This window comes from Actinoplanes sp. 13 (assembly GCF_056134165.1).
Genome location: NZ_JBVYOQ010000030.1, coordinates 89138 through 103673, shown reverse-complemented (window position 1 = coordinate 103673; position 14536 = coordinate 89138). Strand labels below are relative to the sequence as shown.

General features: G+C 73.1%; 17 protein-coding genes. 7 read left to right on the top strand and 10 right to left on the bottom strand.

The features are described 5' to 3' along the window. Positions 1-88 precede the first annotated feature (88 nt). The 5 genes from AC0NH5_RS36220 to AC0NH5_RS36200 form a co-directional block, all read right to left on the bottom strand. Complete coding sequence (locus AC0NH5_RS36220) at positions 89-526, bottom strand: CBS domain-containing protein (RefSeq protein ID WP_474411705.1); 438 nt, start codon at positions 524-526, stop codon at positions 89-91. A gap of 215 nt (positions 527-741) precedes the next feature. Beyond that, positions 742-1014 (bottom strand): hypothetical protein, encoded by a 273-nt coding sequence (locus AC0NH5_RS36215; RefSeq protein ID WP_474411703.1) that lies wholly within the window; start codon positions 1012-1014, stop codon positions 742-744. A 157-nt stretch (positions 1015-1171) separates the two neighbouring features. Then, entirely contained in the window at positions 1172-2902 is a 1731-nt protein-coding gene (locus tag AC0NH5_RS36210) for a polysaccharide biosynthesis tyrosine autokinase (protein WP_474411701.1), read from the bottom strand. 354 nt (positions 2903-3256) lie between these two features. Next, the gene (gene trxA / locus AC0NH5_RS36205) at positions 3257-3691 is read right to left on the bottom strand and encodes a thioredoxin (RefSeq protein ID WP_474411699.1); all 435 of its coding nucleotides are present in this window, start codon (positions 3689-3691) and stop codon (positions 3257-3259) included. A gap of 109 nt (positions 3692-3800) precedes the next feature. Further along, positions 3801-4724, bottom strand: coding sequence for a siderophore-interacting protein (locus AC0NH5_RS36200; protein ID WP_474411697.1), 924 nt, complete (start codon positions 4722-4724; stop codon positions 3801-3803). 139 nt (positions 4725-4863) lie between these two features. On the opposite strand from AC0NH5_RS36200, the gene AC0NH5_RS36195 reads away from it, so the two are divergent. Continuing rightward, positions 4864-5328 (top strand): response regulator, encoded by a 465-nt coding sequence (locus tag AC0NH5_RS36195; RefSeq protein WP_474411695.1) that lies wholly within the window; start codon positions 4864-4866, stop codon positions 5326-5328. A gap of 63 nt (positions 5329-5391) precedes the next feature. Here the strand turns inward: AC0NH5_RS36195 and AC0NH5_RS36190 are convergent, their stop codons facing one another. Together AC0NH5_RS36190 and AC0NH5_RS36185 are read right to left on the bottom strand one after the other, a co-directional pair. Next, positions 5392-6312, bottom strand: coding sequence for a universal stress protein (locus tag AC0NH5_RS36190; RefSeq protein ID WP_474411693.1), 921 nt, complete (start codon positions 6310-6312; stop codon positions 5392-5394). A gap of 66 nt (positions 6313-6378) precedes the next feature. Beyond that, positions 6379-7038 carry a type 1 glutamine amidotransferase domain-containing protein gene (locus AC0NH5_RS36185; protein ID WP_474411691.1) on the bottom strand — a complete coding sequence of 220 codons (660 nt, stop codon included), beginning with the start codon at positions 7036-7038 and terminating at the stop codon, positions 6379-6381. Positions 7039-7113: 75 nt separating this feature from the next. Here AC0NH5_RS36185 and AC0NH5_RS36180 point away from each other — a divergent pair, with 75 nt between their 5' ends. After that, positions 7114-7968 carry a LysR family transcriptional regulator gene (locus AC0NH5_RS36180; RefSeq protein WP_474411689.1) on the top strand — a complete coding sequence of 285 codons (855 nt, stop codon included), beginning with the start codon at positions 7114-7116 and terminating at the stop codon, positions 7966-7968. Here the strand turns inward: AC0NH5_RS36180 and AC0NH5_RS36175 are convergent. Next, positions 7946-8446 (bottom strand): MarR family winged helix-turn-helix transcriptional regulator, encoded by a 501-nt coding sequence (locus AC0NH5_RS36175; protein WP_474411687.1) that lies wholly within the window; start codon positions 8444-8446, stop codon positions 7946-7948. The genes AC0NH5_RS36180 and AC0NH5_RS36175 overlap by 23 nt on opposite strands. A gap of 155 nt (positions 8447-8601) precedes the next feature. Between AC0NH5_RS36175 and glnII the strand changes: the two genes are divergently transcribed. Genes glnII through AC0NH5_RS36155 form a run of 4 tightly spaced genes read left to right on the top strand, consistent with a single transcriptional unit; the run spans position 8602 to position 11224 of the window. After that, the gene (gene glnII / locus AC0NH5_RS36170) at positions 8602-9606 is read left to right on the top strand and encodes a glutamine synthetase (RefSeq protein WP_474411685.1); all 1005 of its coding nucleotides are present in this window, start codon (positions 8602-8604) and stop codon (positions 9604-9606) included. A gap of 29 nt (positions 9607-9635) precedes the next feature. Beyond that, positions 9636-10433: an N-formylglutamate amidohydrolase gene (locus AC0NH5_RS36165; RefSeq protein ID WP_474411709.1), complete on the top strand. Its 798-nt coding sequence runs from the start codon at positions 9636-9638 to the stop codon at positions 10431-10433. 43 nt (positions 10434-10476) lie between these two features. Continuing rightward, positions 10477-10806 carry an STAS domain-containing protein gene (locus AC0NH5_RS36160; RefSeq protein WP_474411683.1) on the top strand — a complete coding sequence of 110 codons (330 nt, stop codon included), beginning with the start codon at positions 10477-10479 and terminating at the stop codon, positions 10804-10806. Next, positions 10799-11224, top strand: a complete 426-nt coding sequence (locus AC0NH5_RS36155) for an ATP-binding protein (RefSeq protein WP_474411681.1) — start codon at positions 10799-10801, stop codon at positions 11222-11224. Before AC0NH5_RS36160 ends, AC0NH5_RS36155 begins: the two co-directional genes overlap by 8 nt. Here the strand turns inward: AC0NH5_RS36155 and AC0NH5_RS36150 are convergent. After that, positions 11214-12725, bottom strand: a complete 1512-nt coding sequence (locus tag AC0NH5_RS36150; RefSeq protein ID WP_474411679.1) for a PP2C family protein-serine/threonine phosphatase — start codon at positions 12723-12725, stop codon at positions 11214-11216. The two genes, AC0NH5_RS36155 and AC0NH5_RS36150, sit on opposite strands and share 11 nt — an antisense overlap. Before the next feature lie 80 nt (positions 12726-12805). On the opposite strand from AC0NH5_RS36150, the gene AC0NH5_RS36145 reads away from it, so the two are divergent. Then, positions 12806-13111, top strand: a complete 306-nt coding sequence (locus AC0NH5_RS36145) for a ribosomal protein L7/L12 (protein WP_474411678.1) — start codon at positions 12806-12808, stop codon at positions 13109-13111. Positions 13112-13121: 10 nt separating this feature from the next. Here AC0NH5_RS36145 and rho read toward each other — a convergent pair whose 3' ends face one another. Next, on the bottom strand, positions 13122-14285 hold the full coding sequence (gene rho / locus AC0NH5_RS36140; RefSeq protein ID WP_474411676.1) for a transcription termination factor Rho: 1164 nt from the start codon (positions 14283-14285) through the stop codon (positions 13122-13124). Between the last annotated feature and the right edge of the window lie 251 nt (positions 14286-14536).

Here is a 14536-nt window from a genome sequence, read left to right as displayed (position 1 = left end):
TGGGCCTTTCTGCATTCCCCAGGGCGCCAACCCTGTGTGTGAAGTTGAGGTGCGAATCCGACCACAACTTCACACACAGGGTTCGGTGTTAGGTGCGGTCGCCGGTTATGTAGTCGGCGAGCGTGGTCCGTTCGGTCTCCAGCTCGTCGATGCGGAACTTCACCACGTCGCCGATGCTGACCACGCCGCGCAGGGCGTCGTCGACCACCACCGGGACGTGCCGGAACCGCCGCTCGGTCATCAGGCGTTCCACGTCCTCCAGCTGGGCGTCCGGGGAGACCGTGCGGACCTGGGTGGTCTGGATGGTGCTCACCGGTTCGGCGAGCACCGAGGCGCCGCGGGCGGCCAGCGCCCGGACGATGTCCCGCTCGCTGACGATTCCCTCGACGACGGTGCCGTCCCGCGAGACGACGACGGCGCCGATCCTGTGTTCGGCCAGGACGGCCAGGAGCCGCTCCATCGGGGTGTCCGGTGGCACCGTGACAACCTGCTCGCCCTTGACCCGGAGAATGTCACTGATCCGCATCGTTCCTCCTTGGAGTCGGCCTGCGTACCCCTCTCTATGCCGAACCGGCAGGGGACTGTCAAGACGAAGTGCGCCAGATGGAGGCGGAACATGCTGTTCGTGGAAAGATCCACGAAATTGCCGCCCGAAAGGCCGGCCTCAGGGCCGGGAACGCAGCGTCGGGAGATGCAGACGCCACCGCCCGGGCGGTGGGCGGTGGCGTCCTGACCGGGGGGTCAGCGGTGCAGCATGGCAGCCAACTTCTGGCGGCGGGTGGGGCTGGCGTTGGCGGCGCGGCGACGGGAGTAGTAGACGGCGGCGGCGACGGCGCCGGCCACGCTCAGGAGGACGGCGGAGACGGGGGCTGGATTACGTCGTACGGTCGCGCCGGCTGCCTTGGCCTTCTCCTGGGCGGCGGTGACCGCCTGCCGCGCCTTGCCGGTGGTCTCGGTCTGGCCGGTGCCCAGCTCGTCGGAGAACGTGCCGGTCGTGGTCTGCTCCGTGGTCATCGCTCAACCTCTCTATGGATGCGCTCGTTCGGGGTTTTGCCCTCTATGCCCTTCGTGCCCCGGTGGCCAACCTTGCGATGCGGTTCATTCACGCTTCAGGACCGACGCTAATCCGACACAACGTCTGACGGTGTCCATGAACTGACAGGACGACGGGTCAGCTGCGAGCCTTCAGGACCGCGGTGCTTTCCCGATCCTTCTCAGCGGATCGGGAGTCCGTCTCCTCCCCGAGGGGTGATTCGGCCGCTTCCGCCTCGACGTTCGTGTCGTCGACGGCGGTCTCCCGTGACTCGGCGGGCTCTTCGGGCTCGGCGGTTGCCTCTTCGGTGAAGGCGAACCCCAGGACGTCGTCCTCCGGCCGGGCGTCGGCGGACTGTGCCACCGGCGACTCGTCCTGCGCCGCCGCGGCCGACGCGGAGCTGTAGACGGTCGACGAGATCGGGGAGCCGTAGACGACCGGCACGGCGTACGTCTGCTGCTCGTCCTCCTCCTCGCCGAGGTAGGTGTGCGAGGTGATCCCCGGGGGTGCGGCGTCCTCGTCGCTGCGGGAGAGCCGGGAGGCGGGGGTCAGAGGCGCGGCGGAGAGCTCGCGGGCCCGGGGCGTCAGTCCGCCCGCGCTCTTCGGCAGATCGAGCAGCACCGTGCTGAGGTTGCCGTCGAGCACCTCGGCCAGCTCGGACAGCGCCCGGCGTACGGAGATCCTGCTGGTCCGCCGGAAGTCGCCGACCAGCAGGACCTGGTCGCTGTGCGCGGCCAGCGCGATCGCGTCGGACGCGCTGAGCACGGCGGCCGCGTCGAGGACCACGACGTCGCAGTGCTTCTGCACGGCGCGCAGCACCCGGTCCAGCTGCGGGCCCTCCAGCAGGTCGACGTGCTCGGCGGTGCGGTGGCCGGCGGGCAGGAGCCGCAGCCGTGGCACCGCGGTGTCCTCGAGCACCTCGGAGACGGTGGCGTCGCCGTCGAGGAGGGTGGTCAGGCCCTGCTCGCCGGGAACTTGGAACGCCTGGTGCAGGACGGGGCGGCGCAGGTCGGCGTCGACCAGCACGACGGCCCGGCCGGCCTGGGCGAGGGCGACGGCCAGGTTGGACGCGACGGTCGTACGCCCCTGCCGGTCGCCGGGGCTGGTCACCAGGATCGTGGTGGCGGTGTCGGCGTGGAGCGCGGGCTGGAGGCGGGAGCGCAGATATCGGTACGACTCGGCGGCTGCCGATCCGGGACTGTGCAGCACCACGGGCGTCCGGTCCGGGTGACGGCGGCTAGGCGGAACGGTGGCCAGCACGGTGGCGCCGGCCAGCCGTTCGAAGTCCTCACGGCCACGGATCCGTCCCCGGCTGCGCGCCCGGATCAGGGCGGTCCCGGCCCCCAGCAGCAGGCCGGCGGCCAGCCCGGCGCCCAGGTCCGGGGCGAGGGGCCGGGTGTCGGGCGCGGTGGGCAGGCTCGCCGGGCTGATCACGCGAACCACGATCGGGCCGGCCCCGGCGGTGTCCCCGTTGCGATAGGCCAGGTAGGTCTCGGCGAGCGCGGTGGCGCGCACCCGCGCGCTGAACCGCTCCCCGGCCGCATAGACCAGGTGGAGCACGTTCGCGCCCGGGACCGGTTCGACCTCCAGCCCGTCCAGCAGCGCCTCCCGGCTCACCCCGAGCCGCTGGGCCGCCGGCAGCGTGACGGCGTCGGAGAACAGGACGGCCCGTTCGGTCGCCAGGCTCGGCGGGACCGGCGTGGTGCCGGCGCCGGGCCGCGCCTCGACCAGGATGCTCGCCTGCGAGCGGTACTCCGGCGGCAGCGACCGGTTGACCCCGAAAGCGGCGGCGACCGTGGCGGCGGTGACCACAAGCGTCCACGGTCCGTAGCGGCGTAAGAGTCGCGCGGATCGTCCATAGATGGTCATGCCGGCTGCCTTCCCCGTACGCCCTCGCGGACGTTCCTGGTGATCTGAGCCGGTGATTCTTGCACCGCCGACACCACTGCCGCGTCGCACGTTTCGGCTGTATCCGCAGCTCAGGCGGGCGCTATGGCGAAGGTCTCCCGGCACCGCGGCGAGGAAAACGGTCAGACGGGCAGCGACGGCGCTCACCCGGCACGGCGACGCCGGGCCCGTCGGCGGCGACAGGGCGCAGGCGGGGCCCGTGGGCGGCGGCAGGGTGGCGCCGGGGCCTGTCGGCGGCGGCAGGGCGCAGGCGGGGCCCGTGGGCGGCGGCAGGGTGGCGTCGGGGCCTGTCGGCGGCGGCAGGGTGCCGGCGGGTCAGACGGACTGCGTCAGGCCCTGCTCGACCCAGCGGCGGAGCACCGCGGACGGGGCGGCGCCGGCCTGCCGGGCGATGACCTGGCCGTCGCGCATCAGCAGCAGGGTGGGCACCGCCTGGACCGCGAACCGGCGGTGCAGCCCCGGCGCGACGTCGACGTTGACCTTCACCAGCTTCACCTTGCCGGCCAGGTCCCGGGCCACCTGCTCCAGGGCGGGGCCGACCAGGCGGCACGGCATGCACCACGGGGCCCAGAGGTCGACCAGGACCGGTGTGGACGACTCGTCGGCGATCGCGGCGAACGTCCGGTCGTCGGCGTCGGTGATCCACGGGAGCGCGGCGCGGCAGGCACCGCAGGAGGGGGTGCCGGTGGCCTTCGCCGGGACGCGGTTGCGCTTGCCGCAGGCTGTACAGGAGACGATTCGCGGTTCCACGCCAGATGCAACGGCGGACAGCCGCCCTGGCTTCCCACCCCGGATCCCGGGGCTGCCCCGAGCCCGCGGGACAGCCCTGACAGCCGGCCGGGGCCGGGTCGGGCGGGGGTCAGCCTTCGGCTTTGCCGAGGCGCCAGTAGCCCATGAAAGCGACGGCGCGACGGTCCACGCCGCAGCCGGAGACCAGGTGGCGGCGCAGCGTCTTGATCACGGCGGCCTCGCCGGCGAGCCAGGCGTAGAAACCGTTGATGCTGGTGGCGGTCTCCTCGGGGACCTCCCACAGGATGTCCTCGTCGACGTTCACGTCCTCGAGGACCTGGGTCACCGGGGTGGTGCAATCGCCGAGCAGGCGGGCGGCCGCGGCCTCGACGGCGGGGACGAGGTGGGTGCCGTGCGGGGCGCCGTCACGGGCCAGCCAGGTCACCCGGAAACCGGCGGGCGCGGTGAGGTGGAGGACATCGGCGCCCTCGGGGACCTCGAGCAGCGCCTCGCCGGTCGCGTCGGCGGGCAGCCGCTCCAGGATCGCGGCGATCGCCGGGACGGCGGTCTCGTCGCCGCCGAGCAGGATGCGGCGGGTGTCAGCCGGCGGGTGGAAGTCGATGCCGCCGACCGGGCCGGTGAAGTCGGCGTTCGGGCCGAGCAGGACGGCGGTCGAGCCGGGGGCGGCGGCGACGGCCCAGCGCGACGCCGGTCCGTCGACCCCGTGCAGCACCATGTCGACGTCGACCTCGCGCACCCCCGCGCGGACCCGGCGGACGGTGTAGGTCCGGATCGGGTTGCGCCGGTGCTCGGGCAGGTCACGCCACTGCGCGTACCAGTCGGGGGTGACCGGCAGGTGGTCGTGGCCGGAGCCCGGCAGCGGCGGGATCAGCTTGATCCGCTGGTCCCATCCGTTGTCGGCGAACCGGTCGAGGTCATCGCCGGTGAAGGTCATCCGCACGAAATGGGGGCTCAGCCGGGTCACCCGGGCCACCTCGACCGGGAAGAACCGGAACGGCGGCGCCTCGGTGGTGGGCACGACGGTCTGGGTCACGGTTTCGCCTCCCGCACTTGTTTAGGCAACCCTAACCTAACCATGCCGGGAGTTCTGCACCCGGACTGCACCGGACGCGGTCTTCAGTCGGCGGTGAAGTGTCCGATCGATACGGGTCCGCGCCACCGAAGGAGCCGACATGTCGCAGACCTCGACCACCGCCATCAAGTTCAGTGACGCCACCGGGGGCGTGCTGTCCTGGCCGGCCGAGGACTGGCACGCGGCGCTTCAGCCGCCCACTGTGATCATCGCGGAAAATGACGAGCAGGTGCGCGAGATGCTCACCGAGGAGCTCCAGGCGGCCGGGTACCGCACGATCGTGACCGACAACGGGCATGCCGCGATGGCGCTCGCCGTCACCGAGCACCCACAGCTGGTGATCCTCGACATGTCCATGCCCGGCCTCGACGGCCTGGGGCTCTGCTATCAGCTGCACTCGTCGCCGCAGACCGCGCACATCCCGGTGATCCTGATCAGCAGCCGCGGCACGAAGTCCGAGATGGACCTGGTGCGCATGGTCGGTGCGGAGGATTACCTCGTCAAGCCGGTCGACCCGGCCGCGCTGCTGCGCAGCGTCGAGCGTCTCGCCCCGGCCGGCCACTGAACCAGCGCGACTCACCGCGCCGTCAGACGCGGAAACGCCGCACCACCTCGCGCAGCTCGCCGGCTACCTGGGTGGGTTCGGTGACGGAGGCGTCGGCCCGCCGTGCACCAGGGCGATGCTGCACCGCGCCCGGTGCAGCAGGTGGCGGCCGATCGACGGGCGCAGCGTCAGCTGCAGCGCCCGGCGGACCCGGGCGCCGGCGACCACCAGCTGGGCGCCGGCGGCCGCCTCGGCGAGGACCTCGCCGGGCTGGCCGACCAGGACCTCGGTGGAGACCGGCACGTGCGGGAAGCGGCGGCGCCAGCACTCGACGATGCCGTCCAGCCGGCGGCGTTCCGCGGCGACGGCCGCCAGGTTCGCGTCCGACAGCAGGTCACGGCCGCCGTCCGGGAGCGGCCAACCGTGCACCGCGCGCAGCCCGACGCCGCGCTCCGCCGCCTGCTGGAACGCGAAGCCCAGCACCCGGTCCGCGGTCGGCGAGTCGCTGACGCCGGCGACGACCGGGTCGGTCGTCCGGGGCTCGCCGCGAACCACCACGACCGGACAGCGGGCGTGCGCGCTGACCGAGGCGCTGGTGGAGCCGAGCAGGTTGCGGACCGCGGAGTGGCGCGGACCGCCCACCACGAGCAGGCCGGCGTCCGCGCCCCGCTGGGTCAGCGCCACCGCCGCGGTCCCGTGTTCCACCCGGGCCCGGACCCGGACGCAGGGGTGCGTCTCGCCGGCCGCCGCGATCGCCTTGCCGAGCATGTCCCCGACCGCGTCGTCGGTCTCCGCGTCGGGGTAGACCGCGGCCGCGGGCATCATCGCCGCCGCCGGAACGTAGCTGGGCCACTCGTACGCGTAGAGCAGCTCGACCGGCGCGCCCGTGCGCCGGGCCTCGTCCAGGGCCCAGCGGGCGGCCTTACGTGCGTCCGGAGAGCCGTCGAAACCCACGACGATCTTCTGGCTGGGCACCTTCTCGCTGGGCACCTTCTCGCTGGGCACGGTGAGCCTCCTCACATCCTGCCCTGATCGTCGTGCGTCGGCGCCCCGTCGGCAAGGGCCGCGCGGTCAGCTCTTCAGGGTCTCCAGCACCGCCTCGGCCACCGCTGTCGACGACGCCGGGTTCTGACCGGTGACCAGCCGCCCGTCGGTGACCACGTGCGGCTGCCAGTCGCCGGCACCGGAATGCTGCGCGCCGAGTTCCTCCAGCCGGTTCTGCAGCAGGAACGGCACCACCTCGGTGAGGCCGACCGCGGCCTCCTCACTGTTGGTGAAGCCGGCCACCCGCTTGCCGGCGACCAGCGGGCTGCCGTCGGCGAGCGTGACGCCGACCAGCGCGGCCGGGCCGTGGCAGACCGCCGCGACGACGCCGCCCCGCTCGTACAGGTCACGGGTGAAGGCGGCGAGGTCCGCGTCGCCGGGGAAGTCGAACATGGCGCCGTGGCCGCCGGCGAAGAGCACCGCGTCGTAGCCGGCCGGGTCGACGTCGGCGAACCGCCGGGTCTGTTTGACCGCAGGCAGGTCGAGGAACGCGCGCTGCACCGGGTCGTCCAGGTCGGCGCCGTCGACCGGGGGCTCGCCGCCGGCGATGCTGACCAGGTCCACGGTGTAGCCGGCGTCGGTGAACACCTTCCACGGGTGGGCGGCCTCCGGCAGGTAGTAGCCGGTGCCGCGGACGCCGCCGAGGTCGCTGTGGCTGGAGAGAGCGATCAGGATCTTGTTGGTCATGTCCCGATGATGGTCCGCCCGGTACCCCGGCGACCAACAGGAATCCCCGGGGTCAGCCATCGGGATACTGATGGGATGGTGTCGCTGGACCTGCTGCAGACCTTCCTCGCCGTGCACCGGGCCGGCACCCTGACCCGGGCCGCGGAGGTGCTGCGCCTGTCCCAGCCGACAGTCACCGCACAGCTGCGGGCGCTGGAAGAGCGGATCGGACAGCCGTTGTTCGTGCGCGGAGCACGCGGCGTGACCCCGACGGCGGCGGCCGACGACCTGGCCCGGCGCCTGGACGGGCCGCTGGACGCGCTGGCCGCGGTGGCCGCCGGGCTCGGGTCCACGCCGGGGCGGACGCTGCATCTGGGTGGGCCGGCCGAGCTGATGACGGCACGGGTGCTGCCGGCGCTGGCGGAGACCATCGCCGGTGGCGTGACGGTGCGGGTTCGGCTCGGGCTGGCCGACGACCTGCTGGCCGAGCTGACCGCGGGCCGGCTGGACCTGGTGGTCAGCGCGGTCCGGCCGCGGCGGTCCGGCCTGGTGGCCGAGCCGTTGTGCGACGAGGAGTTCCTGCTGGTGGCGGCGCCGGGGCTGGACGTGCCGGTGCTCGCGGAGGCGCCGCTGCTGGCCTATGCGGAGGAGCTGCCGATCGTCCGGCGGTGGTGGCGGCACGTGCTCGGCGCACCGGTCGCGCGGTCCGCGGTGCTCGTCGTGCCGGATCTGCGCGGATTGCGGGCGGCCGCCCGGGCGGGGATCGGGGTCACTGTGCTGCCGCGATATCTGGTCGCCGGGGATCTGGCCGCCGGGACGCTGGTGGAGGTACGGCCGACGCCCGACCCGCCGATCAACACGATCTACCTGGCCTGCCGGACGGTGATGCGGCACCAGCCGCACGTGGCGGCCGCCTGGGAGGCGCTGCTCAGGCAGGGTCGTCTCTGGTGAGCTCGGCCCGGCCGGCCGGACCGGTGATCTCGGCCAGCCACGGTTCGACGACGTCACCCAGCAGCGCGGCCAGGGCCGTCGCCGAGCCGCGGGAGAGCGGGGCGAACGCGTCCCGCAGCGCGTCGCGGGCCAGGGCGGTGGCCTCGCCGCACACCTTCTCGCCCCGGGCGGTCGGGCAGAGCCAGACCCGCCGCCGGTCGGCGCCGTCGCGGGACCGTTCGATCAGGCCGGCCGCTTGCAGGCGGTCGGCGAGGGGGGTGATCGAGGACTGCTGGAGGGACAGCATCCGGGCCAGCGCGCTGCCGGTCAGGCCGCCGTGCTCGCCGAGGACGTAGAGCGCCAGCAGGTCGGACGCCGGCATCCCGGTCCCGGCGGCGACGCTCTCCACCGCGGCCTGCACCAGCCGGCCGGCCTGGAGCGCCAGGTAACCCAGTTCCCGGCCGCCCGGCGAGCGGGCGAACGACTCGTCCGCGCTCACGGTTGTTTCATCGGCCGTACGGTCCGGTTGCTGAAGTGCCCGCCGCGTTACCGGGATCACCCGTCCGGAGTGCGGGATCGGAAACGTGGATTTGATCTTCGCTGGTTAGCCTCTCGGCGCCCTTTCACCCCGCACCGGCGCTCGAGGAGACATACATGGCTGTCAAGGCCGAATACCTGTGGATCGACGGCACCCAGCCCACCGCCAAGCTCCGCTCCAAGACCAGGATCCTGGCCGACGCGGCCGAGCCGCCGATCTGGGGCTTCGACGGCTCCAGCACCAACCAGGCGCCCGGCGACAAGTCGGACTGTGTGCTTCAGCCGGTGTTCACCTGTCCCGACCCGCTGCGCGGGGGCGACAACATCATCGTGCTCTGCGAGGTGCTGCTGATCGACGGCACCCCGCACCCGACCAACACCCGCGCCGCCTGCGCGGAGACCGCCGCCACGTACGGCGACCAGGAGCCGATCTTCGGTATCGAGCAGGAGTACACCTTCTTCAAGGACGGCCGCCCGCTCGGCTTCCCGGTCGGCGGCGGCTTCCCCGCCCCGCAGGGTGGCTACTACTGCGGTGTCGGCGCGGACGAGGTCTTCGGCCGGGAGATCGTCGAGGCGCACATGGACGCCTGCCTGGAGGCCGGCCTGCACCTGTCCGGCATCAACGCCGAGGTCATGCCGGGGCAGTGGGAGTTCCAGATCGGGCCGGTCGCCGCGCCGCAGGTCGCCGACGAGCTGTGGGTGGCCCGCTGGCTGCTGTACCGCATCGCCGAGGACTACGGCATCTCCGCCACCCTGGACCCGAAGCCGGTGAAGGGCGACTGGAACGGCGCCGGCGCGCACACCAACTTCTCGACGAACGCGATGCGGTCCGGGTACGACGCGATCATCACGGCGTGCGAGGCACTCGGCAAGAAGCGCCAGGAGCACGTCGAGGGCTACGGGGCGGACATCGAGCACCGCCTGACCGGGCTGCACGAGACGGCGCCGTGGACCGAGTACAGCTACGGGGTTTCGGACCGGGGTGCCTCGGTGCGGATCCCGTGGCAGGTGGAGAAGGACGGCAAGGGGTACATCGAGGACCGGCGGCCGAACGCGAACTGCGACCCGTACGTGGTGACCCGCCTGATCATCGACACCTGCTGCTCGGCGCTGGCCTCCTGAACCTCCCGGGGCGTAGCGTCCCGGACGTGATGATCGACGTGATCACCGGCGACGCCGGGTCGCCGGTGATCCTGCACGTGCCGCACTCGTCGCGGGTGGTGGTGGAGTCCGGTCTGCTCCTCGGCCCGGCGGCGCTCGCCGAGGAGCTGGACCACCTGACCGACGCGTGGACCGACGTCCTGGCGGCCCGCGCCGCCGAGGTGGCGGGGCGGCGGCCGTGGATGTTCGTCAACAGGTTGTCCCGGCTGGTCGTCGACCCGGAGCGCCTGCCGGACGAGAGCGAGGAGATGCTCGCCGCCGGGATGGGCCCGGTCTACACGCGAGGTCATGCCGGGCGGCGGCTGCGCGCCGACGACCCGGGGCGGGACGCGGCCCTGCTGAAAGAGCACTTCGAGCCGTACGCGGCGGCGATGACCGACCTGGTGGCGGCGCGGCTCGCGGCCACCGGCCGGGCGGTGATCGTGGACGTCCACTCCTACCCGGCGGTGCGCCTGCCCTACGAGTTGCACGGCGACGGGCCACGGCCGCCGATCTGCCTGGGCACCGATCGGGTGCACACGCCCGGTGCGCTGGCCGGCGCGGCGCGGGCCGCGTTCGCGGGCCTCGGCGAGGTGGGGCTGAACAGCCCGTTCGCCGGGTGTTACGTGCCGCTGCGCTACTGGGGCACCGAGACCGCGGTCGCCTCGCTGATGGTGGAGATCCGGCGGGACGTCTACATGACAGAGCCGGGAGGCCGGCTCCGGCCCGGATGGACACGGCCGGCCGACGCGCTCGGCGCACTGGTCGACGCAGTGGGTGGCGGCGCTCCGGGCGACCGGATGACATGATGGGCCGGGCAGACTGTCACCTGAGCGAAAGGCGCGGCAGTCGATGGCGAACTTCGAGGCGCGGACGTCCGCCGAACCCGGGCGGATCACCGTGACCCTCGCCGGGGAGTGCGACCTGTCCGCCCGCGAGCATCTCACCGCCATCCTGCTCGACGCCCTCGAGCGGGCGACGGCGGTCTTCGTCGATCTGACGAGCCTCACCTTCCTCGACTCCAGCGGGGTGCACAGCCTGGTGACCGCCCATCACGCCGCCAAACGCCGGGACGCCCGGGTCTATGTGGTCAACGCGACCGGGCCGGTCGCCCTCGTGCTCGAGCTCACCGGCCTCGACGTGCTCCTGCGGGCCCCGGCCGACGGGCACCGCCATGCCTGAGGCCACCGGAGGGTTCCCCGCCCAGGACCGCACGCCGAACGGGGCGCCCGGGGGCGACGCGATGTCGTACTCGGAGCCCGACGACCTGCGGGCGGTGCGGGCCTTCGTGACCGAGCGGGCGCTGGCGCTCGGCCTGTCACAGGGGCGCGTCGACGTGCTCACGCTCGCGGTCAGCGAGCTGACCACCAACACTTTGCAGCACACCACGGGCGGCGGTCACATCCGCGTCTGGGCCGAGAACGGCCGCCTGGTCTGCGACATCGTGGACGGCGGGCCGGACCGGCCGTTCGGGCGGGCGATGCCGGCCGCCGAGGCGATCCGCGGCCGTGGCCTGGCCATCGTGGAGCGCATCTGCGACGCCGTCTACACCACAGCGGTCCCCGGCGGGACGCTGGTCCGCATCTGCCTCAATCTCTGACCGGCGGGACCACCCGGACCGTCAGCGTGCAGGTGTCGTCGTGCGGGCTGGGGGCGTGCAGCAGCCGGTGCAGACGGGACAGCGACCCTGGTCCGGCGTCGGCGGACACCGCGGCCACGTGCGAGCGCACCTCCGCGGCCCGGGCCGGCTCGCCGGTGCGGCGTTCGGTCAGCCCGTCGGTGTAGAACAGGACCAGGTCGCCGGGGTCGAGACGGGTGACGGCCACCGGGTACGACTCGTCCGGCCCCGCGCCGAGCAGCAGGCCGGGCGGGCGCTTCAGCTCGGTGCAGGCGCCGTCGCGGCCCAGCAGCGGGGCCGGGTGACCCGCCCGGGACCAGGAGAGCAGCCCGGTCGCGGGGTCGTGCACGGCGATCACCGCGGTGCCGGTGACGGCGAGCTGGACGCAGAGCCGGTTCAGGTGGCCGAGCAGCTCACCGGGCTCACGGATGCCGATCGACAGCCACGCGACCAGCGCGAACCGGAGGTGGGCCATGCCGCTGGCGGCGTCCAGGCCATGGCCGGCCACGTCGCCGAGGGCCAGCACCACCGAACCGTCGGGGAGGGTCTGCGCGTGGTACCAGTCGCCGCCCACCTGGACGGTGCTCTCCGCGGGCAGGTAGCTGACCATCGCTTCCAGGCCGGCCAGCGGGAACGGCGCGGTGGGCACCGGCTGGATCATCCGCTGCAGCTGCCCGGCGAGACGATGCTCGGCCAGGGCGGTCATCTCCCGGGTGCGCAGCTTGTCGCTGAGCAGCTCGATCTCGGTCCGCGAGTCGATCCGCGACGTCACGTCCTGCACCACGCCGTAGACCTTGACGGGCCGGCCCTCGGCGTCCCGGGCCACGTCGGAGAGGATGCGCAGGTGCTTGATCCTTTCGCCGATGCGGAAGCGCACCGTGACGTCGGAGGTGGCGCCGCTGTCCAGGGTCTGCCACGCGGTCTCGGCGAGACCCCGGTCCTCGGCGAGCATGGCCCGCGCCTGCTCGGTGCGGGACAGCGGGCCGAGCCGCGGCTCCCGTTCGAAGATCCGGTACATCCCCGGCGACCAGTCCACGACACCGTCCGCCAGGCTCAACTCCGACCAGCCGAGACTGCCCAGCACCTCGGTGTGTTCGAGACGGCGCTGATATTCGTCGCTGCGCTGCCACCAGACCAGCAGCCCGCCGAGCACCCGGTGCACGGTCACCTCGAAGCGGGCGTCGGCGACCACCCCGGGACGCCGCTCCGCGTAGCGGAACTCGTCCAGCCGGCCGGGTTCGCCGGTGCGCAGCACCTCGCCGTACAGCGTCCAGAGCGGGCCGCCCACCATGGACGGATAGAGCGCGCTGAGCCGGCCGCCGACCCGCCCGGCGCCGCGGCCGTAGATGTCGCGGATCTTGTCGCTGGTCGCGGCGACGCGGTAGTCGGCCACCGCGCCGTCCGGCCCGTGCACCGGCAGCAACCAGGTGCAGCCCGCCGGGATCGCGGCGAGCAGTTCCCGGACCACGGCCTCGTCCGCCATCCCGCCAGCCTATCGGCGCTGCCGTGCGCCGCCGCCCGACACCACGGCCGGTCGATGCGCGGATGTGTTTCCATGACGGCATGGACGGTCTGACCGGAGTGCTCTTCCTGATCGTGGCGATCGGTTTCCTGATGGTGTTCAGCGGCACGCGCGCCCGGGAACAGGCCCGGATCAACGCGCGGCTGGCCGCCATCGAGCGCAAGCTGGACGCGGTGATGCGGCGCCTGGAGATCGAGGAGCAGCCGGACGACCGGCCCGCCGTGCTGCAGCACCTGCGGCAGGGCAACAAGATAGCGGCGATCAAGGCGTACCGCGAGGAGACCGGCGTGGGCCTGGCGGAGGCCAAGGAGGCGGTCGAGCAGATCGCCCGCCGGCAGGGCCTCTGAAGGGCACTTCTCAGGCGTACGACATCGAAGTCGCCGTCCGGCGCAGGAAAGCGCTGTTGTCCGGGGTCGTGCGCAGCTGCTTGAGCAGCTGGGCCATGCTCTCGCGCCGGTCCTGGCCGGAGAGCGCCCGCCGCACCTGAGCGACGACGGCCAGCTCGCCGGGGGACAGCAGCGCCTCGTCGTGCCGGGTGCCGGTGGATGCCACGTCGATGGCCGGGAAGACGCGCGCCTCGGCGAGCGACCGGTCCAGCTTCAGCTCGGCGTTGCCGGTGCCCTTGAGCTCCTCGAAGATCAGCGTGTCCATCTGGGAGCCGTTCTCCACGAGCGCGGTCGCGATGACGGTGAGCGAGCCGCCGTTCTCCAGCGCGCGGGCCGCGCCGAGCAGGCGCTTCGGCGGGTACAGGGCGGTGGAGTCCAGTCCGCCGGAGAGGGTCCGCCCGCGGGCCGGCGCGATCAGGTTGTAGGCCCGGCCCAGCCGGGTGATCGAGTCGAGCAGCAGCACCACGTCGGCGCCCTGTTCGGCCAGGCGCTTGGCGCGCTCGACGGCGAGCTCGGCGAGCGCGGTGTGCTCGGCCGGCGGCCGGTCGAAGGTGGCCGCGACGACCTCGCCGCCGACGGTGCGCCGCATGTCGGTCACCTCTTCGGGGCGTTCGTCGACCAGCACGGTCATCAGGTGGCACTCGGGGTGGTTGCGGCCGATCGCCTGGGCGATCTGCTTCAGGATCGTGGTCTTGCCGGCTTTCGGCGGGGCGACGATCAGCGCCCGCTGACCCTTGCCGATCGGCATCATCAGGTCGATGACCCGGGTGGCGAGCAGGCCGGGCTCGGTCGCCAGGCGGAGCCGTTCGTGCGGGTGCACCGGGGTCAGCTGGTAGAAGTCGCCGCGCGGCCCGGGCTTGCGGCCGTTGACGGTGGCCACCTGGAGGCGGGCCGGGCGGGTGCCGGCGACCTCGGCCAGGCCGGTGACGTGGTCGCCGCGGCGCAGGTGCAGGCGGCGGAGTTCGGCGAGCGCGACCGGAAGATCGTCGCGGTGCGGCAGACAGCCGCCGTCGGCGGCGGCGACGGGCCGCAGCCAGGCGCGGTCGTCGGCCACGTCCAGCAGGGCGTCGACGGCGACGGTCGCGGTGGATGCGGGATGGGGCTTCTTGGTGGTGCGGGTGACGACATCGGTCACGGAAGGACTCCTGGGGTGTGGACGTGCGCACCGGCGTCGACGGCAGGTGGTCAGCCGTGCACGGGTGCGGAGATGCTGGTGCGGAGATGCTGATGCGGAGAAGCCGGTGGACGGCTGGTGGAAAGGGGATCAGCGGGAGGCGGGAAGCGCCTGCGTCCGGGATCCGGTGCCGCCAACGGTACACCGGTTGGGCGTGTCGGGCCAGCACGGGCGATGATGGCCTCCGGGCTTGGACTCTTGGGGAGGCTGGC

Excerpts from the sequence above, each read along its gene's own strand:
- AC0NH5_RS36220 (WP_474411705.1), bottom strand. The coding sequence starts at position 526 with ATGCGGATCAGTGACATTCTCCGGGTCAAGGGCGAGCAGGTTGTCACG.
- AC0NH5_RS36195 (WP_474411695.1), top strand. The coding sequence starts at position 4,864 with ATGTCGCAGACCTCGACCACCGCCATCAAGTTCAGTGACGCCACCGGG.
- AC0NH5_RS36145 (WP_474411678.1), top strand. The coding sequence starts at position 12,806 with ATGGACGGTCTGACCGGAGTGCTCTTCCTGATCGTGGCGATCGGTTTC.
- AC0NH5_RS36180 (WP_474411689.1), top strand. The coding sequence starts at position 7,114 with ATGGTGTCGCTGGACCTGCTGCAGACCTTCCTCGCCGTGCACCGGGCC.
- AC0NH5_RS36160 (WP_474411683.1), top strand. The coding sequence starts at position 10,477 with ATGGCGAACTTCGAGGCGCGGACGTCCGCCGAACCCGGGCGGATCACC.
- glnII (WP_474411685.1), top strand. The coding sequence starts at position 8,602 with ATGGCTGTCAAGGCCGAATACCTGTGGATCGACGGCACCCAGCCCACC.
- AC0NH5_RS36215 (WP_474411703.1), bottom strand. The coding sequence starts at position 1,014 with ATGACCACGGAGCAGACCACGACCGGCACGTTCTCCGACGAGCTGGGC.
- AC0NH5_RS36210 (WP_474411701.1), bottom strand. The coding sequence starts at position 2,902 with ATGACCATCTATGGACGATCCGCGCGACTCTTACGCCGCTACGGACCG.
- AC0NH5_RS36150 (WP_474411679.1), bottom strand. The coding sequence starts at position 12,725 with ATGGCGGACGAGGCCGTGGTCCGGGAACTGCTCGCCGCGATCCCGGCG.
- AC0NH5_RS36165 (WP_474411709.1), top strand. The coding sequence starts at position 9,636 with ATGATCGACGTGATCACCGGCGACGCCGGGTCGCCGGTGATCCTGCAC.
- AC0NH5_RS36185 (WP_474411691.1), bottom strand. The coding sequence starts at position 7,038 with ATGACCAACAAGATCCTGATCGCTCTCTCCAGCCACAGCGACCTCGGC.
- AC0NH5_RS36155 (WP_474411681.1), top strand. The coding sequence starts at position 10,799 with ATGCCTGAGGCCACCGGAGGGTTCCCCGCCCAGGACCGCACGCCGAAC.